Genomic DNA, 22666 nt, shown 5'->3' with positions numbered 1-22666 from the left:
CGCATCGAAGCGCGTGCCGCGCACGAAGAAGCCCACGGCACGCGCGATCAGTTCGGCTTGCGCTCCGGCGGGGCGGGACGCGTCTCGGCGGCAGGCATGCCGGCGGCATCGCCATCGTTTTCGGGGCCCACGGGCCGCGAACCTTCGTCATATGCGACGAGGCTGCGCTGCGGATTCGCGATCCGGATCCCGCGTTCGCGGAACATCACCGCGATCCGCCGGTTGAATTCGCGCTGCACGCCCCAGCGTGCCGAGTCCTTGCACTGGATCTGGCCTGCCAGCGCGATCATCGCGCCGTCGACCTGGTCGATGCCCCAGTAGCTGAAATCCGACAGGATGCCGTCCTTGTAGTTCGGGTCGTCGCGCAACGCGGCGCCGATCTCTTTCAGCGTCGCGATCGCGAGATCGATGTCCTGGCCGTAAGCGATGCTGACCTTGACGGCTGCGTTGCCGAGCCCGCGGTTCGTATTGTTGACGGTCGTCACCGAGCTGAACGGGATCGTGTACAGCGACCCGTCGCCCGCGCGAAGCCGCACGGTGCGGATCGACAGGTATTCGACCGTGCCCGACACGCCGGCGAGCGTGACCCAGTCGCCCACCTGCATCGCGTTCTCCATCAGCAGGAAGATCCCGGTGATGAAATCCTGCACGAGCTTCTGCGAGCCGAAGCCGAGTGCGACGCCGAAGATGCTGGCGCCGGCGAGCAGCGGGCCGATGTTCACGCCGATTTCGCTGAGGCCCGTCAGCACGACGACGAGCGCAATCAGGATGAACAGCAGCGAGCGCAGCATCGGCAGCAGCGTGCGCAACCGCGCCGCGCGCACGAGGTTGCCTTCGCGCGTCCATAGCTGCAGGCGCCGCTCGATCGCGATGTTCGCGGCTTCCCATACGATCAGCGCGACGACGGCCGCGATCGCGATCGTGATCAGCGCCGACGCGAGCCGATGGCCGATCGTGCCGGTCCCGAACGCATGGAAGATCGGCACGCCCCAGGTCTGCAGCAGCAGCACGACGGTCACGACGGCGATCACCGCCGACACGATCTGGCGCATCAGCGGGTAGTAGCGGTACGCGTGCAGGTGGACGAGCGTGCGATCGTCGTCGCGGCGCTGGAACAGCCGCGCGAGCGCGCCGAACACGACGATCGACACGATCCGCATGCCGACCATCACGGCGATCGAGCGGCCGCCGAGCGTGATCAGCACGCGGTAGCCGTTGTGGACGTCGAGCGCCCACACGAACCACAACGCCATCACGACGAACACCGACACGGGCGCCCACGCGTCGGCGAGCGCATTGCCGATCATCGCGAAGGCCGGCCGCTCCTCGCCGGCGGCGCGGATGCGCGCGGCGACCGGCTGGCGGCACTGCAGGATCAGCGCCGAGATCATCAGGTGGCCGACGAGCGCGACGGCCTTCAGCAGCGCGACGTGACCGGCGTCGCTGAGGCCGAAGCTCCCGGCGATCTCGACCGCGGCGGTGCAGGCGCCGAGGACGATCACGATCCGCGCGATCGAGCGCTGCGCGAACGCGGCCCATGCATCGCTGATGTGCAGCAGCCGCAGCTGCGGCGCATCGGGCTGGAAGAACAGCCGGCTGACGATTGTCACGAGGCGGCAGATCACGTAGATGTCGATCAGCGATTCGAGCGCGATTTCGGTCGGCGTGCCGGCGTCGTCGAGCAACGACATCGTCAGGCTCGCGACGCCGACGAACACCAGCAGCGGCACGACCCGCAAGGCGAGACTGATCAGCGCGCGCGGCATCCGGCGCAGCAGCGTGGTGTTGCGCCGCGCATGGCCGCGGCCTTGCGACGACGTATCGGGCGTGCCGGTGCCGTCCGCGTTAGCGGCGGAGTCGACCGTTGAGGCTGGCGCCGTGTCGTCGTCCGGCCCGGGCGGCTCGGATCCGGCTGCCTCGTCGTCGGCCAGGCGCGACGATTCGGCGCGACGCGCGCCCAGGGCGGCCAGCGCGCGCCGCAGCAGCCGCCTCGCGAACCATTCGACGACGAACGCGGGCACGAGCACGGCGAGGATGATCCCGATCGCGCGCGTGAGGTCCGCTCGTGCGTCGGCGCGGACCAGCCGCTCGTGCCACCAGTTGCCCACCGAGCCGACGTCGAGCAGCGAGCTCAGCGATTCGTGCAGCGCGCCGCCGATTTGGGCGGCCCAGCGCGATCCCTGCCGGACGACCATCGACGCGAGCCCGTTCGTCGTCAGCGCGGCGGGGGCGGCGGCAGCCGATGCCGCGCTGGCCGGCGCCGCGCCGCTCGCCGGCAGCGCGGGCGTGCTCAGTACGCCGACGGCCGCGATCGCGCGCAACGTGGTTTCGACCTGTTCGCGCTCGCGCGGGTTTTGCAGCACGGAGAGGGCCTGCTGCGCCTGTTGCGGCGTCAGCGTGGGCACGGCGCCGGAGGCGGCCGATGCGGTGGTCTGGGCGGGGGCGGCCGCGTGGGCGGCCGATACGACGGCGGCGAGCAGCCAGCCGAGCAGGAAATGTCGCATGAGTAGGCGTGCGGGCGCGCATCGAAGCGTGGCCCACCGGTCTGGACGATGGACGGAAGTTAACATGATCGCGATCGCAACCGAATAGTTCCGTCGATGAATATTCGATTCGGGCATACCGCGTGCGGCATGCGTTCCTGATGAATCAGCTTGGCTCGTCGTGAAAGATCGGCAGCACGTGCTCGGCGATTTCCTCGATGACCTCGCGCACGGGCCGGTCCGAGCCGGGATTCAGCGTGACATGGTGCGTGCCGGCCGCGCGCATGTCCCGCAGAATGCCGATCAGCGCGTTCCGCCCGGTTGCATAACCGAGCGACAGCGCGGTGGCCGGCGCATCGCGGTTCGCATCGAGATCGAGCCGCATCGACACGCCGAACGCGCGAAAGGCCGGTTGTGCGAGCCGGTCGACCGCCGCGCGCCACATCGAATAGCGCGCACGCTGCGTGTCCGGATCGCGGTGGTACGTCATCCAGCCGATCGCATTCCGTGCGATCCAGTCGACGCTTTGTCCGCCGGAGCCGACCGCGAGCATCGGCACCGCGTCATCGCCGCGCGGTAGCAGCGTGAAGTCGGGTGCGTCGGGCGGCGTTTCGTCGGGCAGCACGCGGGACGGCACGGCGAGCGCGGCCGCGACGATGTCCCAATGCCGGCGATACCGGTCGCGCCGCGTTTGCGCATCGACGCCGAACGCTGCATATTCGGGCGGCCGGTCGCCGGAGCCGAGGCCGAGGATGAAGCGTCCGCCGGACAGCGTCGCGACCGACAGCGCGCCCTTCGCGACATGCAGCGGATGACGCAGCGGCAGCACGATCGCGCCACTCGCAAGCGCGATCCGGCGCGTGCGCGCCGCGAGCGCGCCGAGCAGCACCCACGGATCGAGATGCCCGACCGGGTCGGGATAGTCGGCGCTGTTCAGCGGCACGTCGCGAATCCACAGCGCGCGAAAACCGAGTGAATCGGCCAGCGCCGCGAGTTCGAGCTGCTCGTTGAAATCCGCGACGGCACGACCGCTGCGCAGCAGCGGCAACGTCAGGCCGATCGACAGCCGCTCGGCCGAGAAGACGCGATGCGCGACGTCGGCGCGGTCGAAGGCGGGCAGGGGCATGTGCATTCCTTGAAGACGGGGCGAAGCGCTCGCGCGCCGTACGGTGTCCGAATGCTAACGTGTTCGCGACGCCCGCGACGCGATCCGCAGCGTCGTGTCGCGCGGCGCGAGGCCGAGGCGCTCCGCCACGCGTCGCGACGCCCGCTTCGGCGCCGACGTGCGAGAGCCGCGCGCCGAACGCGGTCAGCGTCGGGCGATTGTAAGTGGCTCGTCGGCATCGTGTAGGCGCACGTGTACGGCCGGCCACGCGTCCCGTTCCTGCAACGCCCGCGTTGCGCCGGCCGCCGTCGATCGCGCCGGCCGTTTCCCGTCGTTTCACTTTCGAAACATTCACGCATTCCTGTCGCCGTGCGATTTGCATCGGGGCCATTTCACCGGCCCGCGCGGCCTTGCGCCGCGAAGCATGGTGCGCTCCTTGCATATCTGTATGGGCCGTGAGCGCGATCGCGGGCGCAGCAGGGGCCGGGCGATCGCTTCAGTGGGTCGGACGTACAGAAGACGGGGACAAGAGAATGAAAACAGACCGAATCGCAACGCGCCGTGTTGCAAACATGAATCGCCGACCTGCCCGTGAATCTGCCTCGCCGTTGATTGCGGCGACGTGAGCGCGCGGCCTTCCGTTCCATCCGAACCAACCGGATTCGTTCCGAACGACGACGTGCAGGCGTGACGCGCGAGGCCGACGGGTGCTGGTCGGTCGTCGAGGATGAACTGCCGGTGCATGCAGATGGGCGACCATGACCTCCGGATCGTCATGCCGACGCGCGAAACGCAGGCGCACCGCGCCCGACGCATGCGCATGCGTGCCGCATGCGGTCCAGCGCGGCGCTCCGCGCAACATCAGTAAATCGAAGGTGTAGTTCAGGGGAAAGGTCCGCCGGCCGCGCCGCGGCGGATCCGATGACATTGTGCTGTCAGTTGATCCACTACCCCGATGGATCAATTGTTGAAGCGCCCATCGCCATGTGGTCGATGGGCGTCTTTTTTTGTGCGCCGGTCTCGCGCGCGGACCGCCGGCCCGATCGCGCGGCGTTCTGTATCATGTGCTGGCGCGCTGGCCGCCCGTGCGGTGCACGACCTGCCGCCGCGCCCGAACACGCGCCGCCAACATGAACGACACCGCCTTGCACGACCCCTCATCCGCCAGCATCGATCCGGCCGCGCTCGATGCGCTGCACACGTTCGTCGAGCGCCATCCGCGGCTGCTCGTGCTGACCGGTGCGGGCATCAGCACGGATTCCGGCATTCCCGGCTATCGCGACCGCAACGGTCAATGGATGCGCTCGCCGCCGATCCAGCTGCACGAATTCCTCGGTTCCGACGCGGCGCGCCGACGCTACTGGGCGCGCAGCATGATCGGCTGGCCCGTGGTCGGCCGCGCGCAGCCGAACCGTTCGCACGTCGCGCTCGCGCGGCTCGGCAGCGCCGGCCGGATCGAGCGCCTCGTCACGCAGAACGTCGACGGCTTGCACCAGCGCGCGGGCAGCGGCGACGTGATCGAACTGCATGGCGGCATCGACCGCGTCACGTGCCTCGATTGCGGCGCGCATCACGCGCGCGCGACGATCCAGACCGTGCTCGAAACGGACAACCCGGAACTGCTGGGCGCGCAGGCGGAGCCCGCCGCCGACGGCGACGCGCACCTCGAATGGGCCGCGCTCGACACGTTCCGCATTCCGGCCTGCCCGGCCTGCGGCGGGCTGCTGAAGCCGGCGGTGGTGTTCTTCGGCGAGAACGTGCCGCGCGAACGCGTCGCGCTGGCGTCGCAGGCGCTCGATGCGGCCGATGCGCTGCTCGTCGTCGGCTCGTCGCTGATGGTGTATTCCGGCTATCGGTTCTGCGTGTGGGCGCAGGCACGGAACAAGCCCGTCGCCGCGCTGAATCTTGGCCGCACGCGCGCCGATCCGATGCTGGCGCTGAAGGTCGAGGCGCGTTGCGCGCCCGCGCTCGACGCGCTGAACGCGCGGCTGGGCGTTTCTGGCGGTGCGCCGGAGCACGCATCGTGACCGGGCCGACGTCTTCGTCCGATCCGTCCGCGCGGCTGTCGGCGCCGGCCGCCGAGCGCAATCGCGGGCCGATCCTCGACGTGCTGCGCCGCGTGCTGCCGGCGAGCGGCAGTGTGCTCGAGATCGCGAGCGGCACCGGGCAGCATGCGGTCCATTTCGCGCAGGCGCTGCCGGGGTTGCGCTGGCAGCCGAGTGATCCCGACGCGCACGCGCGCCGCTCGATCGCTGCGTGGGTCGCGCATGCCGGCCTCGCGAACCTGGCCGAGCCGCTGGCGTTCGACGTGCGCGACGCGTCGTGGCCGGCCGCGGCGCTCGACGCGATCGTCTGCATCAACATGATTCATATCTCGCCGTGGGCCTGCACGGACGCGCTGTTCGACGGCGCGTCGCGCGCGCTGCGCCCGGGCGGCGTGCTGTTCCTGTACGGCCCGTATCGCCGCGAAGGCCGGCACACGGCGCCGTCCAACGCAGCCTTCGACCAGCAGTTGCGCAGCCGCGATCCGTCGTGGGGCGTGCGCGATCTCGAGGCAGTCGTTGCGCTCGGCCTCGATCGCGGGCTCGACTGCATCGAGGTCATCGAGATGCCGGCGAACAACCTGAGCGTCGTGTTCCGGCGCCTGCCGCACGCGGAGCAATGACACGCCGGCGCGCATCGCGGCCGGGTTTCCACTATCCTTTCGCCTGTGCGCGCGGCCCGGTTCGGGTCGCGCCCCGTTTTTTCCGGAGAATTGAATAATGGGCAAACAAGCAATCGGTGTGATCGGGCTCGCGGTGATGGGCCGCAATCTCGCACTCAATATCGAGAGCCGCGGTCATGCGGTGTCGGTGTACAACCGCAGCCGCGCGAAAACCGACGAACTGATCGCCGAATTCCCCGGTCGCAATCTGGTACCGACCTATACGCTCGAGGAGTTCGTCGCGTCGCTTGAAACGCCGCGCCGGATCCTGATGATGGTGAAGGCCGGCGAAGCGACCGATGCGACGATCGCATCGCTCAAGCCGTTGCTCGAGAAGGGCGACGTGCTGATCGACGGCGGCAATACGCATTTCACCGACACGATCCGCCGCAACCAGGAACTCGCGCAATCGGGCCTGCACTTCATCGGCACCGGCGTGTCGGGGGGCGAAGAGGGCGCGCTGCGCGGCCCGTCGATCATGCCCGGCGGCCAGCGCGACGCATACGACCTGGTCGAGCCGATCCTCAAGCAGATCGCCGCGAAGGCGCCGTCGGACGGCGAGCCGTGCGTCGCGTACATGGGCCCTGACGGTGCGGGCCACTACGTGAAGATGGTCCACAACGGGATCGAATACGGCGACATGCAGCTGATCGCCGAGAGCTATGCGGTGCTGAAGGACGTCGCGGGCCTGACCAACGACGAACTCGGCGCGGTGTACACCGAATGGAACCAGGGCGAACTCGACAGCTACCTGATCGAGATCACGTCGAAGATCTTCGGCAAGAAGGACGACGAAACCGGCAAGCACCTCGTCGACGTGATCCTCGATCGCGCCGCGCAGAAGGGCACCGGCAAGTGGACGAGCCAGAACGCGCTGGATCTGGGCGTGCCGCTGCCGCTCATCACCGAGTCGGTGTTCGCACGCGTGCTGTCGTCGCTGAAGACCGAGCGCGTCGCGGCCAGCAAGATCCTGTCGGGCCCGGCCGCCGCGCCGTTCGACGGCGATCGCGCCGCGTTCATCGAAGCGGTGCGCCGCGCGCTGTACCTGAGCAAGGTGATCTCGTACGCACAGGGCTTCGCGCAGCTGCGCACGGCGTCCGAAGAGTACGGCTGGAGTCTCGACCTCGGGACGATCGCGAAGATCTTCCGCGCGGGCTGCATCATCCGCGCGCGCTTCCTGCAGAAGATCACGGACGCGTACGCGAAGGATCCGGCGCTCGCGAACCTGCTGCTCGACCCGTACTTCAAGGACATCGCCGCGAACTACCAGGCATCGCTGCGCGACGTCGTGGTGGCCGCGGTGAAGGCCGGCGTGCCGGTGCCGGCGTTCGCGTCGGCGGTCGCGTACTTCGACAGCTATCGTTCCGAGCGGCTGCCGGCGAACCTTGTGCAGGCGCAGCGAGACTTCTTCGGCGCGCACACGTTCGAGCGCACCGACAAGCCGGGCAGCTTCCACGCGAACTGGTCGTAACGGGCTGCGAGGACGGTATTGTTGCGAAAATCTATTCTTTGAGTAGGGTTTTTCGTTTCCGGATCCCGGAATTGTTGGCTCCGCGGAAACAGTGTTTTCGTTCTTTCATGGTTTTCCCTAGGTGATCTCCGGACTAAACTTTGTTCAATCGCTGCAGACATGGTGTGTGCGGCGAAGCAAAAAAATCCCGGAGGTAATCATGAAATCGCTGATCGCAACGTTCGCTGCAGCTGCTGTCCTCGCCGTTCCCGCCGTGTCGTTTGCCCAACAGAACGCGCCCGTCACCCGTGCGCAGGTCAAGGCCGAACTGGCCCAGCTGCAACAGGCCGGCTACAAGCTGGGCAGCGACCGTACCGACTACCCGGCAGGCATCCAGGCAGCTGAAGCCCGTCTGAGCCCGCAACAGAACGTCGCTGCCGCCGATACGACCGGCTACGGCGCGCAACCGGCCGCCCAGCAAGAGTCGGGTGCTCCGGCAGCCGCCAAGACCGGCTGGCAAGTGAAGCGCGTGTCGGATGGCGCACCGGTCTACAAGGGTCGTTAATCGTCATCGATCGCAGGCCGCATGCGCGGCCTGATCCGACCCCCGCAGTACACGCAGCCCGTCGTTCCGCATCACGGAACGACGGGCTGTTTTCATTGGTGCCTGCCGCGTCAGTGCAGCGGCTGCGGGCCGCGGCCGATGTCCCGGAACAGCGCATCGGCGGGCTCGAGCGCCTGTAGCCACGCTTCGTCGTAGCCGCTCAGCGTATCGAGCGCGTCGCGCAGCCGCTCGATCGCGAGCACCGGCAGCTCGACGCTGTGCCGGGTGGCGCCGCTCAGGTGCGCGACGCTCGCCAGCTGGACGAGGGCGTCCGCGGCTTCGGCGACGTCCGTCGCGAACAGCAGGTGCCGATTGAGCAATTCGACGAGGCCGCTGGAACCGGCGAAATCCTCGGCGTTGAACTGCACGGACAGAAACATCGCATTGTTCATGTTGATCTCCTCGTCATTGGCGGATCGTGCGGTGCATTTCGGAGTATAGGAGGTGGCCGGCAGCGGGGCGGTGGCTGGCCGGCCGCCGCGGTCCGGCCCGCAGGAAGCCGCCCGGACGCCCGCGCGGCGCGGCTTGCGGACCGCCGACACCCGTCCGCGGTGCCGCAAGATTGTTGCCGGATCGAGCGCCTGTCGCGGTCCCGAGCGCGACAAATGGTATCTTTCACGATCGGGACGACGTGCAAAAGGCGCGAAAAAGGGGCCGGTGAGCCCCGTCGCGTCGGCGTTCCGCTGTGGAAACTGACGGCCGCGAGAGCGGTCGGATACTGGTTGGTCCGGCCATGCGGCCGGACATCGTGCGTCGCGTGCCGGAGGGCGGTGGGCGGCGCATCGACGCAAATCCGGGAGGACCCTTGAGAAAAACGATTCCGATCCACGATGCGCTCGCGCGCTGGTTGCCGCAGGCGGCGTTCGTCGTCGCGGCCGCCGCGCTGACGGGCTGTACGATGACGCCGTGGACCGACAACTGGCAGCCGGTGCGACCGTCGACGCCCACGTCGGCCGCCACGCCGGGCGTGATCGCCGGCTATTACCGCGTGAATCCGGGCGACACGCTCGCCGGCATCGCCGCCGCCTACGGGCAGCGCGTGCAGGACCTGGCCAGCTGGAACCACATGTCGCCCAATGACGCCGTGTCGCCCGGCCAGGTGCTGCGCGTCGCGCCGCCGCCTGCCGCGACGTCGCTCGGGCAGCCGTCCGCCGCGGCGCAACCGGGCTCGCTGGCATGGCCGGCCACGGGAAGCGTCGCCGCGCCGTTCTCGGCCGGCAGGACGCGCGGCATCGTGATCGCCGCGTCCGGGCCCGACCATTCGGTGCGGGCCGCGGCAAACGGGCGGGTGGTCTACGCCGGCGCCGGCGTCAAGGCGTACGGCCCGCTCGTGATCCTGAAGCATGACAACGGGCTCATCACGGCCTACGGGCACAACGGCAGGCTGCTCGTCAACGAAGGCGACGCGGTGCGTTCGGGCCAGCCGATCGCCGAGATGGGCACCGACGCGAGCGGCCGCTCGACGTTCGAGTTCGAAGTCCGGCAGAACGGCAAGGTCGTCGATCCGATGAACTTCCTGCCGCGCAACGGCGGCTGACGCGCCGCATCACGACGTGTGCGCCTGGCGGCGCACACGTTCCCGCCTTCATCCTTCCTTCAGCTCCGTGGCGTCGGACTGCCTCGCATGATTGCCGAGCCAGCGAATGCCCAGCGCGAGTCCCGTCGCGCCGAGCGCGATCAGCGAACACTGGATCGCGACCGGCAGATAGCCGTTCGGCCGCGGATCGACGAACGGGTAGGGATACCAGTTCTCCACCGCGCCGCGCACGAGCGTATAGCCGAGATAGACGATCGGAAAGCCGAGCCATGCGAGCGCGCTGCGCCACGGGATCGGCGAGCGCGGCTCCACGTACAGCCAGTCGCACAGCACCACGAGCGGCACGATCCGGTGCAGGACCCAGTTGTTCAGGGCCGGCGTGACATGTAGCAGCGCATCGAGCCGAGCGAGCAGCAGTTCGTAGACGATCGCGGTGATCAGCATGTAGAGCACGGCGGCGCCGCGCATCGATTCGTAGCGGGCCGAGCCGGGGCGCGTGACGCGCGAGAGCCCCGCGACCAGCATGGCCGCCGCATACAGGCTGCTCAGTTGAGTGAAGTAGCTGAGGTAGTTGCCGAGATGAAAGGTCGGCATGGCCCAGTAGTCGGCGACGCTGTGCAGCGTGGTGGACACCGCGAGCAACGCGGCGATCAGCCGGTAGGCCGCAACGAAGAACGCTTTGCTCATGATGCCCGCGCAACGTCGCACCAAAGCTTCATCGTGCCACAGCCATCGGCGCGCGCGATGCGGATTTTCCATATGACAGCGCGGTGACGCGGGCGCTACGCGGATTCTTCGGATATTTGATCCGGCCGAGGAACACCGGCCGCACGTGAGGCTACAATCGGTGCAGCCGCCGGGTACCGCCCGGCCGCCGCATGGGCCTCCCCGCAGACCAAACGAGAAATACGAGACGAAGCATGAGAAACATCCTCGCGAAACAGACGCGTTACAGCTCGCCTGCGATCTTCTTCCACTGGATCATCTTCCTGCTGGTGGCGCTGGCCTACCTCGCCATCGAGGTTCGCGGACCGAAAGGCAGCGACAGTCGCGCGTTCTGGATGAACGTGCACTTGCTCGCGGGTACGTCCGTGCTCGTGCTCTCGGTGCTGCGCGTGTTGTGGCGGGTGGTCAGCCGCGTGCCGGAGCCCATAGTGCAGGCGCCGCTGCTCAAGTGGCTGTCGAAGCTCGCGCATGTCGCGCTGTACCTGTTCATCATCGCCCAGCCGCTGCTCGGCATCATGATGATCAACATGGGCGGCAAGCCCGTATCGCTCGACTGGATCGGCGTGTCGTTCACGCTGTTCGGCCCGGACAAGGCGCTGCGGCCGACGATCAAGGCGGTGCACGAACTGCTCGGCAATGCGTTCTACTTCGTGATCGGCCTGCATGCGCTGGCCGCGCTTTACCACCATTTCATCCGGCGCGACGACGTGCTGCGACGCATGGCGCCGTGATCGCCGCGCGCTGAAGCCGCGCAGCAGCCGGGGGCGCATGGTTGTGTTGACAACCATGCGCCCCCGGTTCGTTTACCGCGATGCGCGACTGGCCTTCGCGGCGAACCTTCTGTAACATCTCGGTTGTTTTTACATTCCGCTTACGCGTCGCCGCGCATGCTGCATCGACATCGTCACCTGACCGCCTGGCTCGGCGTGTTCGCGATCTGGCTCGCGATCGCGGCGCCGCTGGTGTCGCAGTGGCGCCTTGCGCGGGTGGCGATCCCCGACGCGATTGTCTGCGGTAGCGAGCATGGCGCGCACCGCGCGCCCGATGCAGGCCACGCGCACGATCACGCGCTGCATCTCGACGCGTGCGGCTATTGCGGCTTCTTCGCGCACAGTCCCGCGATCGGCGGCGCGGCCGCCGTATCGTTCGCTTTCGTCCCCGTCCATGTCGTTTCCGCCGTCGCGCCGCATGCCGTCGCGCCGCGCGCCGCCCCCTATCCGCGCGCGTATCCACGCGCACCGCCCGAGCGCGCCTGACGCGCTGCCTTCCGTTCCATTCATCGCCGACATCCGTGCGGTCCGTCGAGGCCGCGTGGAGGGCGTCACTCGGGCTTTCGATCATGACCATTCTTTCCTTGCGCACGCCGAGGGCGTCGCGCTATTGCCGCGCGCGGCGCGTGCCGCGCATGCTGAAACTCACCATTCCCGCGCTGGCCGTCGGCGCGATGACCGCGGCGGCCGCCGCGACTGAAGCCGCGCGTGCGGCCGGTATGCCGACGGACGACGCAGCCGCTCTGCTGCCGCCCGTCGAAGTCGTCGCGTCGCCGCTGACGACACCGCTCGTCATCGTCACGGATCCGAAGACGCCGCGCCAGCCGCTGCCGGCCAGCGACGGCGCCGACTACCTGAAGACGATTCCCGGCTTCACGTCGATCCGCAGCGGCGGGACGAACGGCGACCCCGTGCTGCGGGGGATGTTCGGTTCGCGGCTGAACATTCTGGCGAACGGGATGCCGACACCCGGTGCGTGTCCGAACCGGATGGACGCGCCGACCTCGTATATCGCGCCGGAAAGCTATGACAAGGTCACGGTCGTGAAGGGGCCGCAGACCGTGCTGTACGGCCCCGGCGCATCGGCCGGCACCGTGCTGTTCGAGCGCGTGACGCCGCGTTTCGAGCGCCCCGGCATGCGCTTCGACGGCAGCGTGGTCGGCGGGTCGTTCGGCCGCAACGACCAGAACGTCGATGTGACGGCCGGCACGCCGGACGTCTATGGCCGCGTGAGCGCGAACCACGCGCACGCGCAGGACTACCAGGATGGCAACGGCAACACCGTGCCGTCGCAATGGGACAAGTGGAACGCGGATGCAGCGCTCGGCTGGACGCCCGACGATCACACGCGCGTCGAGCTGACGGCCGGCACCGGTGACGGTTATGCGCGCTATGCGGGGCGCGGGATGGACGGCGCGCATTTCCGCCGCGAGACGTTCGGCCTGTCGTTCGACAAGCGGCATCTCGGCGACGTGCTCGATCGCATCGAGGCACGCGTGTACTACAACGAAGCCGACCATGTGATGGACAACTACACGCTGCGGCAGCCCGACCCGACCAGCAGCATGCCGATGCGGATGGCATCCGAAGTGCGGCGCCGCACGCTCGGCGCGCGGGCGGCGGCGACGTTTCGTTTCGGCGACGACTTCAAGCTCGTGACCGGCGTCGACGCGCAGTCGAACCGGCTCGATGCACGTTCGGCGATGGGGCGGCAGAACTACGGCGACCGGCCGTGGGACGCGCAGGCGACGATGTGGAATGCGGGCGCGTTCGGCGAGCTGACGTGGTACGCGAGCGATGCGTCGCGCGTGATCGGCGGCGCGCGGGTCGACTACGCGAGCGCCCGCGACAAGCGTGCGACGACGAGCGGGATGATGGCGAGCAAGCCGAACCCCACCTTCGACGACGATCGCGCACGCGTGCTGCCGAGCGGCTTCGTGCGCTACGAGCGCGATCTCGCGTCGCTGCCGGTCACGTGGTACGCGGGGATCGGTCATGCGGAACGCTATCCGGACTACTGGGAGCTGTTCTCCGCGAAGCGCGGGCCGGCCGGTTCGGTCAACGCGTTCTCGGCGGTGCAACCGGAGAAGACCACGCAGCTCGACATCGGCGCGCAGTACAAGAGCGACCGGATCGATGCGTGGGTGTCGGCCTACGCAGGCTATGTGCAGGACTACATCCTGTTCAATTACGCGGCCGGAATGATGGGCCCGACCACGCAGGCGACCAACGTCAACGCGCAAATCATGGGCGGCGAAGCCGGTGTGTCGTGGCGGCCGGTCGCACCGCTGCGCCTCGAGACGTCGCTTGCGTATGCATGGGGGCGCAACGCGACGAGCGGCGATCCGTTGCCGCAGCTGCCGCCGCTCGAGGCGCGCGTCGGGCTGGAATACACGCGCGGCGCATGGTCGGCCGGCGGCTTGTGGCGGATCGTTGCGCCGCAGCATCGCTATGCGCTGAATGAGGGCAACGTGGTCGGCAAGGACTTCGGTCCGAGCGCAGGGTTTGGCGTGCTGTCGCTGCATGCGCAGTACAACGTCAGCAAGAAGGTGCAGATTTCGGTCGGCGTCGACAACCTGCTGGACAAGGCCTATACCGAGCACCTGAACCTCGCCGGCAACGCGGGCTTCGGCTATCCGGCGAACGCGCCGGTGATGGAGCCGGGGCGTACGGCATGGGTACGCGTGAGCGCGAAGCTCTGATCCACGGCGCGTGTGCGATGCAGCATGCGCGCGCATCGACGCGACCCCGCCCGAACGGGTGGGGCGCGTCAACCGATTAGAGAACCGTATCTAGTCAGGGCGCAAACGTTCGCGACTCGTGCTTCACTCCCGCATTCGACGCACACGATGCCCGCGACTGCGGGCAACGTGCCGTGCGCGTCGATCCGATCTCATTCGCACCGGCAGCACAATAATCAGGAGAACATGCATGGCCAGATCGATGCGTTCCAGGGTGGTGGCAGGGGCAGTGGCATGCGCGATGAGCGTCGCGCCGTTCGCGGGGACGACGGCGATGATGATGCTCGCGACGACGCACGCGGCGATGGCGGCAACGGCGCCGTCGGACGACTACGCGACGACGCGTTATCCGATCATCCTCGTGCATGGGCTCACCGGCACCGACAAGTACGCGGGCGTGCTCGAGTACTGGTATGGCATCCAGGATGACCTGCAGCAGCACGGCGCGACCGTCTACGTCGCGAACCTGTCCGGATTCCAGAGCGACGACGGTCCGAACGGACGCGGCGAACAGCTGCTCGCTTACGTGAAGACGGTGCTCGCCGCGACCGGGGCGACCAAGGTCAACCTGGTCGGTCACAGCCAGGGCGGCCTCACGTCGCGCTATGTGGCGGCCGTCGCGCCCGATCTCGTCGCGTCGGTGACGACGATCGGCACGCCGCATCGCGGCTCCGAGTTCGCCGACTTCGTGCAGGGCGTGCTCGCCTACGATCCGACCGGGCTGTCGTCGTCGGTGATCGCCGCGTTCGTCAATGTGTTCGGGATCCTGACGAGCAGCAACCACAACACGAACCAGGACGCGCTCGCCGCGCTGAAGACGCTGACGACCGCCCAGGCCGCCACGTACAACCAGAACTATCCGAGCGCGGGCCTCGGCGCGCCGGGCAGTTGCCAGACGGGTGCGCCGACGGAGAGCGTCGGCGGCAATACGCACCTGCTGTATTCGTGGGCCGGCACGGCGATTCAGCCGACCCTTTCCGCATTGGGCGTCACGGGCGCGGCCGACACCAGCACGATTCCGCTGGTCGATCCGGCGAACGCGCTCGACCTGTCGACGCTTGCGTTGCTCGGCACGGGCACGGTGATGATCAATCGCGCCTCGGGCCAGAACGACGGGCTCGTGTCGAAGTGCAGCGCGCTGTACGGGAAGGTGCTGAGCACGAACTACAAATGGAACCATCTCGACGAGATCAACCAGTTGCTCGGCGTGCGCGGTGCGTATGCGGAAGACCCGGTCGCGGTGATCCGCACGCATGCGAACCGGCTGAAGCTTGCGGGCGTGTGATCGATGACGGCACGTGAAGGACGCGCGCCGCTGGTGCGGCGCGTGGCGGTCTACGGTGCGGTGGGGCTGGCGGCGATCGCCGGCGTCGCGATCTGGAGCGGCGCGGCGTCGCATCGTGGTGCCGACACGGCACACCTGTCGGCCGATGCGGCGGCGCGCGACGGCGCGAGCGCCGCACCGCCGCAGGCCGCATTGCCGGCGAGCGCGGGCCTGCCGTCGCCGCTCGCCGGTTCCAGCGCGCCGCGGCTGCCGCTCGATGCCGGCGGCCATCTCGCGAAGTCGCGCGCGGTTCGCGATTTCTTCGACTACTGCCTGAGCGCGCAGAGCGACCTGAGCGCGACCGCGCTCGATGCGCTCGTCGTGCGCGAGATCGCCGCGCAGCTCGACGGCACGATGGCGCAGCCCGAGGCGCTCGACGTCTGGCATCGATATCGCGCGTATCTCGACGCGCTCGCGAAGCTGCCGGACGCCGGCGCGGCCGACAAGTCGGATCTCGGTGCGCTGCAGCTCGCGCTCGACCAGCGCGTATCGATCGCGTACCGGACGCTCGGCGACTGGAGCCAGCCGTTCTTCGGCGCCGAGCAGTGGCGGCAGCGCTACGATCTCGCCCGGCTGAAGATTGCGCAGGACCGCACGCTGACGGATGCGCAGAAGGCGGAGCGGCTCGCGGCGCTCGCGCAGCAGATGCCGGCCGACGAACGCGCGGCACGGCAGAAGGCCGACCGGCAGCAGGCCGCGATCGAGCAGATCGCGCAATTGCAGAAGAGCGGGGCGACGCCCGACGCGATGCGCGCGCAACTGACGCAGACGCTCGGGCCTGACGCCGCCGCGCGCGTCGCGCAGATGCAGCAGGACGACGCGTCGTGGCAGAGCCGCTACGCCGACTATGCGGCGCAGCGCGCGCAGATCGACGCGGCCGGACTGTCGCCGCAGGATCGCGACGCGCAGATCGCCGCGCTAAGGCAGCGCATGTTCACGAAGTCCGGCGAAGCAGTGCGAGCGGCGTCGCTCGACCGCGGCGCGGCTGCCGCGCGATGACGAACGATGGCGCGTGATGGCGCACGGTGACGCGCGCCATCACGCCGCGCGCGTGAAGTGCCGCGGCAGGTGCTGTTCGATGGTTGCCGCGAGCGTGTCGAACGCGGGGCCGATGCCCTCGTGCGCGACGCATGCATAGCCGAGCAGCAGGCCGCGCCGCGCGGTGTCCAGCCGGCTGTAGTAGCTGGTCAGCGGGCGCACGATCACGCCCGCGTCGAATGCGCTTTGCGTGACTGCGCGATCGTCGCATGTGTCGGGCAGGCCGAGCACCAGATGCAGGCCGGCTTCGTCGCCCATCACGGGCAGCGCGTCGCCGAAGCGCGCATGGATCGCATCGATCAGCAATTGCCGGCGCTCGCCGTACAGCGTGCGCATCCGTCTGACGTGTGAAGTCAGGTGCCCGTCCATGATGAACTCGGCGAGCACGGCCTGCTGCATCAGCTGGCCCTCCCGATACAGCTCCGACAGGCCGGTGCGGAACGTGTCGACCAGATGCTCGGGCACGACCATGTAGCCCATCCGCAGGCCCGGGAACAGCATCTTGCCGAGGCTGCCGACGTAGATCACGCGGCCGCCGTCGTCGAGCCCCTGCAGCGACGCGAGCGGCCGGCTGCCGTAGCGGAATTCGCTGTCGTAGTCGTCCTCGATGATCCAGCAGCGGTGCCGGCGGGCGTATTCGAGCAGCATCCGGCGCCGCGCGAGGCTCATCACCATCCCGAGCGGATACTGATGCGACGGCGTGACGAGCACGAGCCGCGGCGGCTGCTGCATGTCGCTCGCGCTCGGATCGATGCCTTCCTGGTCGACCGGCACCGGCGTAAGCGTGAGGCCGGTCGCCTGCAGCACGCTGCGCACGCCCCAGTAGCACGGCTCCTCGACCCACGCGCGATCGCCGATGTCGGACAGCAGCCGCACCGCGAGGTCGATCGACTGGTGGATGCCGGTCGTGATGATCACCTGATCCGGCGAGCATTTGACCGAGCGCGCGACGCGCAGGTAGTCGGCGAGCGCGCGGCGCAGCGGCCGGTAGCCGCCGCCCGGCGCATAGGTCAGCAACTCGGGATTCGCTTCCTTCCACAGTCGCGCCTGCAGGCGGCTCCAGGTGCGGCTCGGGAATTCCGATACGTCCGGCACACCCGGCATGAACGCGCCCCATTGACGTCGCGACACGCCGGCGTGCTCGATCAGCTGCCGGCCGCGCATCGACAGGCCGCCGTGCGCGTCCGGCAGCGGCGGTTCGTCGGCGGCCGACGGGGGCGGCGCGGCGCCCGGCGCGTGGATGACGGCGGCGTCCGGCCGCGTGTCGGCGACGTAGGTGCCGCTGCCGGTCGTCGTCAGCACGTAGCCTTCGGCCGTCAGCTGGTCGTACACGTGCAGCACGGTATTGCGCGCGATCGACAGGTCGGCCGCGAGCGTGCGCGAACTCGGCAGTTTTGTGCCCGGCCCCAATTCCCCGGTCAGGATGGCCTGCTGCATCAGCTGCAGCAACTGCCGGTACATCGGTTCGGGCGAGCTGCGGTCGATCCGGCCCGAGAGCCAGTCAGCGACGATGACGGTGTCCAAAGTGGTCCCACGCGGAATATTGAAATGGTTCCCTATTGTAGGACCGTGCGCGCCGTATAGTGAATCTCATCTCATAATCAATTGTCGCGCAGCAAGGGGACAGCCACGATGAAGTCCGATGATGTGATCGTCAGCTTTCGCGGCGTGCGGAAGACCTACGACGGCGAGACGCTGGTCGTCAAATCGCTCGACCTCGACATCCATCGAGGGGAATTCCTGACGCTGCTCGGGCCGTCCGGCTCGGGCAAGACCACCTGCCTGATGATGCTGGCGGGCTTCGAGTTTCCGACGGGCGGCGAAATCTGGCTCGACGGCGAGCTGCTGAATACCGTGCCGCCGCACAAGCGCAACATCGGCATGGTGTTCCAGAACTACGCGCTGTTCCCCCACCTGACGGTCGAGCAGAACGTCGCGTATCCGCTGACGGTGCGCAAGCTGTCCGCCGCCGAGCGCGTGGAGCGCGTCGCGCATGCGCTGAAGATGGTGCAGATGGAACGCTTCGCGAAGCGCTATCCGGCGCAGTTGTCGGGCGGCCAGCAGCAGCGCATCGCACTCGCGCGTGCCCTTGTGTTCGAGCCGAAGCTCGTGCTGATGGACGAGCCGCTCGGCGCGCTCGACAAGCAGTTGCGCGAACACATGCAGTACGAACTGAAGGCGCTGCACGAGAAGCTCGGCGTGACCTTCGTCTACGTGACGCACGACCAGGGCGAGGCGCTGACGATGTCCGATCGCGTCGCCGTGTTCGACAAGGGCATCGTGCAGCAGCTCGATACCGTCGATTGCCTGTACGAATCGCCGTGCAACGAATTCGTCGCGAACTTCATCGGCGACAGCAACCGGCTGCGCGGCACCATCGCGCGCGTCGACGGCGAGTTCTGCGAATTCCGGCTCGACGACGGCACGCAGCTCGTCGGGCGCCGCATCGGCGATGCGGCCGAAGGCGCGCCGGCGGTCGCCTGCATCCGCCCCGAACGCATGAGCCTTGCCGCCAACGGGCACGCGCATGGCGCCGCCGCCAACCGCGTGACCGGCGAGGCGCGCAGTCTCATCTATTTCGGCGATCACGTGCGCATGCGCTGCGCGCTGCCGGGCCAGGAAGAATGCTTCGTGAAGGTGCCGCTCGGCACGGATGCGCTCCACGCGTTCGCGCCCGGCGCACCGGTCGCGCTCGCCTTCGCGCCCGAGCACCTGCGCGTGTTCGCCTGACACCGGGTTTCACCGTTTTTCCGTAGCACGTCGTCAACAACAAAGCCCATTTCCACCACGAGAGGAGAGGAACCATCATGAACGGAGCAAGCTCAACCGCACGTCGCACCGCGCTCGCACTGGCACTGGCTGTCGTCGGCGCATCGGCCACGGCGGCCGAACTCACGGTCGTCAACTTCGGCGGCGCGAACGGCGATGCGCAGAAGGCCGCATTCAACCAGCCGTTCGAGAAGGCGACCGGCAACAAGGTCACGGCCGTCGAGTACAACGGCGAGCAGGCGAAAGTGAAGGCGATGGTCGAGGCGAAGCACGTCAACTGGGACGTGGTCGAAGTCGAATCGGGCGACCTGAACCGCGGCTGCGACGAAGGGCTGTACGAGAAGCTCGACTGGTCGAAGATCGCGAAGAAATCCGACCTGATTCCGGAAGCGCCGCAGGTGTGCGGTGTCGGCTTCTTCGTGTGGTCGACCGCGCTGTCCTACAACGCGGACAAGCTGAAGTCCGCGCCGACCGGCTGGGCCGATTTCTGGAACGTGAAGAAATTCCCCGGCAAGCGCGGGATGCGCAAGGGTGCGCGCTACAACCTCGAGTTCGCGCTGATGGCTGACGGTGTCGCGACGAAGGACGTGTACAAGGTGCTCGGCACGAAGGCCGGCCAGGACCGCGCGTTCAAGAAGCTCGACGAGCTGAAGCCGTACATCCAGTGGTGGGAAGCCGGCGCGCAGCCGCCGCAGTTCCTGGTGGCCGGCGACGTCGTGATGTCGACCGCGTACAACGGCCGCATCGATGCCGCGCAGAAGGAAGGCAAGAACCTGAAGGTCGTGTGGAACGGCAGCATCTACGACCTCGACTACTGGGCGATTCCGAAGGGCTCGCCGAACAAGGCGCTGGCCGAGCAGTACATCGCATACACGCTGACGCCGAAGCCGCAACAAGGATATGCGCAGCACATCGCGTACGGCCCGACGAACGTCGTGGCGATCAAGTCGCTCGACGCGAAGACGCTCGCGAACCTGCCGAACTCGCCGGCCAACGGCAAGAACGCGGTGCTGGAGGATATCGGCTTCTGGACCGACCACAGCGACGAGCTCGAGCAGCGCTTCAGCGCGTGGGCCACGAAGTAACCGTCTTCAGGCTGTCCTGATGCAACCTGCCGCGCGACGCGCCGAACGCGTCGCGCGGCATTCCGCCGGATCGAGCCCGGCCGGAGAGAACCGTTGAACACGATGACGATCGCTCCTTCCTCGCCGTCGACAGCCGCGCTCAAGCGCGAACTGAAGGCCGCCGAGGCCCGCAAGCGCACGATGGCGCTGCTGCTGGTCGCACCGCTCGCGATCTTCCTGCTACTCATTTTCGTCGTGCCGATCGGCACGCTGCTCACGCGCGCGGTGCAGAACCCCGAGATCGCGACCGCGCTGCCGAAGACGGTCGCCGCGCTGTCGGGCTGGGACCGCAAGGCGCCGCCGGCCGACGCTGCGTACGTCGCGCTCGCGGCCGACATGACGAAGGTCGCCGACAGCGAGGCGATGGGCGCGCTTGCACGGCGCCTGAACACCGAGATTCCCGGCTACCGCTCGCTCGTCGCGAAGACGGCGCGTGCGATGCCGCTGAAGGGCGACAACGATGCCGTCACGGCGCTGACGCCCGCGCAAACGCGCGCGAAACTGCTCGACCTCGATGCGCGTTGGGGCGATGCTGCGTACTGGCAGGCGATCGCGAAGAACGGCAGCCAGGTGTCGCCGTTCTATCTGCTCGCCGCGCTCGACCACAAGGAGGACGGCTTCGGCCGGATCGTGCAGGCCGATCCCGATCAGTCGATCTATCTCGCGATCTTCGGCCGCACGTTCGTGATCGGCGTCGCGGTCACGCTGTTCGCGCTGCTGCTCGGCTATCCGCTCGCATACTGGATCTCGACGCTGTCGGATCGGCGCGCGAACCTCGTGATGATCCTGGTGCTGATTCCATTCTGGACGTCGGTGCTGGTGCGCGTGGCCGCGTGGATCGTGCTGCTGCAAAGCGAGGGGCTGATCAACACGGCGCTGATCGGCAGCGGGCTGATCTCGCATCCGCTGGCGCTGCTGTTCAATCGCGTCGGCGTGTACATCTCGATGACGCACATCCTGCTGCCGTTCATGATCCTGCCGCTCTACAGCGTGATGAAGTCGATCCCGCCGACCTACCAGCGCGCGGCCGTCTCGCTCGGCAGCCATCCGTTCGCGGCGTTCTGGCGCGTGTACGTGCCGCAGACCTATCCGGGCGTCGGCGCGGGTGCGCTGCTGGTGTTCATCCTCGCAATCGGCTACTACATCACGCCCGCGCTGCTCGGCGGGCCGAACGACCAGATGGTCAGCTACTACGTCGCGTACTTCACGAACGTGACGATCAACTGGGGCATGGCGTGCGCGCTCGGCGGGCTGCTGCTCGCGGCGACGCTGGTGCTATATGCGGTGTACGGGCGCTTCACGCGCTCGAACGTGAGCCTCGGCTGAGCGCCGGGCACAGGGAAACGGGAAGGGGATGTCGACCATGAAACTCGCCAGGCCGCTGTTCGCGCCGCACATGTCGTTCGTCGAACGCGCGTGGTATGTCGCGCTGCGCGTACTCGTCGTGCTGACGCTGTTGTACCTGATCCTGCCGGTGCTCGCGATCGTGCCGCTGTCGTTTTCGTCGAGCACGTTCCTCGTCTATCCGATCCCCGGCTTCTCGACGCGCTGGTACGAGAACCTGATCGCGTCCGACGAGTGGCGAATGGCCGCGAAGAACAGCTTCATCGTCGCGCCGTCGGCGACCGTCGTCGCGACCGTGCTCGGCACGCTCGCCGCGATCGGCCTCACGAAGGCGGACTTCCGCGGCAAGGGGCTCCTGATGGCCGTGCTGCTGTCGCCGATGATCGTGCCCGTCGTCGTGGTCGGCGTCGGCATGTACCTGTTCTTCGCGCCGCTCGGGCTCGCGAATACCTACACGGGGCTGATCGCCGCGCACGCGGCGCTCGGCGTGCCGTTCGTCGTGACGACGGTCGCCGCGACACTGCAGGGCTTCAATCAGAACCTGGTGCGCGCGAGCCTGTCGCTCGGCGCGAATCCCGTCACGACGTTCTTCCGCGTGACGCTGCCGGTGATCGCGCCGGGCGTGATGTCGGGCGCGCTGTTCGCATTCGCGACGTCGTTTGACGAAGTCGTCGTCACGCTGTTCCTTGCCGGCGCGGACCAGACGACGCTGCCGCGCCAAATGTTCACCGGCATTCGCGAGAACATCAGCCCGACGATCGCCGCGCTCGCGACGATCCTGATCATTTTCTCGACGAGCCTGCTGCTCGCGCTCGAATGGCTGCGCGGACGCAACGCGCGACGGGCGGTGTCGTAACGCGATCGTTGCGTCCTCGACGATGCCGCGCACCGGGCGCGGCATGCCGAAGCTTTCGTTTCGCTGACTGACGGCGCGCTTGCCTGCAGGT

At 68.1% G+C, this 22666-nt stretch carries 19 protein-coding genes; 14 read left to right on the top strand and 5 right to left on the bottom strand.

The features are described from left to right. Positions 1-47: 47 nt before the first annotated feature. The gene (locus ACVK00_RS01470) at positions 48-2504 is read right to left on the bottom strand and encodes a mechanosensitive ion channel domain-containing protein (RefSeq protein WP_284893799.1); all 2457 of its coding nucleotides are present in this window, start codon (positions 2502-2504) and stop codon (positions 48-50) included. Positions 2505-2649: 145 nt separating this feature from the next. Continuing rightward, on the bottom strand, positions 2650-3609 hold the full coding sequence (locus ACVK00_RS01465) for an LLM class oxidoreductase (protein WP_284893800.1): 960 nt from the start codon (positions 3607-3609) through the stop codon (positions 2650-2652). Positions 3610-4718: 1109 nt separating this feature from the next. Between ACVK00_RS01465 and ACVK00_RS01460 the strand changes: the two genes are divergently transcribed. From ACVK00_RS01460 to ACVK00_RS01445, 4 genes are all read left to right on the top strand, one after another. Continuing rightward, positions 4719-5615, top strand: coding sequence for an NAD-dependent protein deacetylase (locus ACVK00_RS01460; RefSeq protein WP_228909453.1), 897 nt, complete (start codon positions 4719-4721; stop codon positions 5613-5615). Then, positions 5612-6253: a DUF938 domain-containing protein gene (locus tag ACVK00_RS01455; RefSeq protein WP_228909454.1), complete on the top strand. Its 642-nt coding sequence runs from the start codon at positions 5612-5614 to the stop codon at positions 6251-6253. The genes ACVK00_RS01460 and ACVK00_RS01455 overlap by 4 nt, the downstream gene beginning before the upstream one ends. A gap of 97 nt (positions 6254-6350) precedes the next feature. Continuing rightward, on the top strand, positions 6351-7763 hold the full coding sequence (gndA, locus tag ACVK00_RS01450; RefSeq protein WP_166725901.1) for an NADP-dependent phosphogluconate dehydrogenase: 1413 nt from the start codon (positions 6351-6353) through the stop codon (positions 7761-7763). Between the two features lie 199 nt (positions 7764-7962). Next, positions 7963-8307 (top strand): DUF4148 domain-containing protein, encoded by a 345-nt coding sequence (locus ACVK00_RS01445; protein ID WP_166725900.1) that lies wholly within the window; start codon positions 7963-7965, stop codon positions 8305-8307. A gap of 110 nt (positions 8308-8417) precedes the next feature. Here ACVK00_RS01445 and ACVK00_RS01440 read toward each other — a convergent pair whose 3' ends face one another. Beyond that, complete coding sequence (locus ACVK00_RS01440; RefSeq protein WP_284893801.1) at positions 8418-8738, bottom strand: hypothetical protein; 321 nt, start codon at positions 8736-8738, stop codon at positions 8418-8420. A 413-nt stretch (positions 8739-9151) separates the two neighbouring features. Between ACVK00_RS01440 and ACVK00_RS01435 the strand changes: the two genes are divergently transcribed. Then, entirely contained in the window at positions 9152-9883 is a 732-nt protein-coding gene (locus ACVK00_RS01435; protein WP_228909456.1) for a peptidoglycan DD-metalloendopeptidase family protein, read from the top strand. A 48-nt stretch (positions 9884-9931) separates the two neighbouring features. On the opposite strand, the gene ACVK00_RS01430 is transcribed toward ACVK00_RS01435, so the two are convergent. Further along, entirely contained in the window at positions 9932-10570 is a 639-nt protein-coding gene (locus ACVK00_RS01430; RefSeq protein WP_284893802.1) for a Pr6Pr family membrane protein, read from the bottom strand. Positions 10571-10803: 233 nt separating this feature from the next. On the opposite strand from ACVK00_RS01430, the gene ACVK00_RS01425 reads away from it, so the two are divergent. From ACVK00_RS01425 to ACVK00_RS01405, 5 genes are all read left to right on the top strand, one after another. Then, on the top strand, positions 10804-11340 hold the full coding sequence (locus ACVK00_RS01425) for a cytochrome b (protein WP_228909458.1): 537 nt from the start codon (positions 10804-10806) through the stop codon (positions 11338-11340). 156 nt (positions 11341-11496) lie between these two features. Then, entirely contained in the window at positions 11497-11865 is a 369-nt protein-coding gene (locus tag ACVK00_RS01420; protein ID WP_284893803.1) for a DUF2946 domain-containing protein, read from the top strand. 83 nt (positions 11866-11948) lie between these two features. After that, entirely contained in the window at positions 11949-14081 is a 2133-nt protein-coding gene (locus ACVK00_RS01415; RefSeq protein ID WP_284893804.1) for a TonB-dependent copper receptor, read from the top strand. Positions 14082-14310: 229 nt separating this feature from the next. Further along, the gene (locus ACVK00_RS01410) at positions 14311-15405 is read left to right on the top strand and encodes an esterase/lipase family protein (protein WP_284893805.1); all 1095 of its coding nucleotides are present in this window, start codon (positions 14311-14313) and stop codon (positions 15403-15405) included. 3 nt (positions 15406-15408) lie between these two features. Then, positions 15409-16443: a lipase secretion chaperone gene (locus tag ACVK00_RS01405; RefSeq protein ID WP_284893806.1), complete on the top strand. Its 1035-nt coding sequence runs from the start codon at positions 15409-15411 to the stop codon at positions 16441-16443. 39 nt (positions 16444-16482) lie between these two features. Here the strand turns inward: ACVK00_RS01405 and pdxR are convergent, their stop codons facing one another. Further along, a complete protein-coding gene (pdxR, locus tag ACVK00_RS01400; protein ID WP_284893807.1) occupies positions 16483-18006 on the bottom strand; it encodes a MocR-like pyridoxine biosynthesis transcription factor PdxR in 1524 nt (507 codons plus the stop codon). Positions 18007-18114: 108 nt separating this feature from the next. On the opposite strand from pdxR, the gene ACVK00_RS01395 reads away from it, so the two are divergent. The 4 genes from ACVK00_RS01395 to ACVK00_RS01380 all read left to right on the top strand — a co-directional run bounded on the left by ACVK00_RS01395 (position 18115) and on the right by ACVK00_RS01380 (position 22575). Then, positions 18115-19212, top strand: a complete 1098-nt coding sequence (locus ACVK00_RS01395; protein WP_228909464.1) for an ABC transporter ATP-binding protein — start codon at positions 18115-18117, stop codon at positions 19210-19212. 77 nt (positions 19213-19289) lie between these two features. Beyond that, positions 19290-20336, top strand: a complete 1047-nt coding sequence (locus ACVK00_RS01390; RefSeq protein ID WP_228909465.1) for an ABC transporter substrate-binding protein — start codon at positions 19290-19292, stop codon at positions 20334-20336. Positions 20337-20438: 102 nt separating this feature from the next. Next, positions 20439-21701 (top strand): ABC transporter permease, encoded by a 1263-nt coding sequence (locus tag ACVK00_RS01385; RefSeq protein WP_228910059.1) that lies wholly within the window; start codon positions 20439-20441, stop codon positions 21699-21701. Positions 21702-21738: 37 nt separating this feature from the next. Continuing rightward, the gene (locus ACVK00_RS01380) at positions 21739-22575 is read left to right on the top strand and encodes an ABC transporter permease (RefSeq protein WP_040141016.1); all 837 of its coding nucleotides are present in this window, start codon (positions 21739-21741) and stop codon (positions 22573-22575) included. Positions 22576-22666 lie beyond the last annotated feature (91 nt).

The sequence above is a fragment of the Burkholderia sp. PvR073 genome (assembly GCF_054055695.1).
The sequence above is the reverse complement of the archived record's forward strand: the minus strand, read 5'-3'. Positions and strand labels throughout refer to the sequence as shown.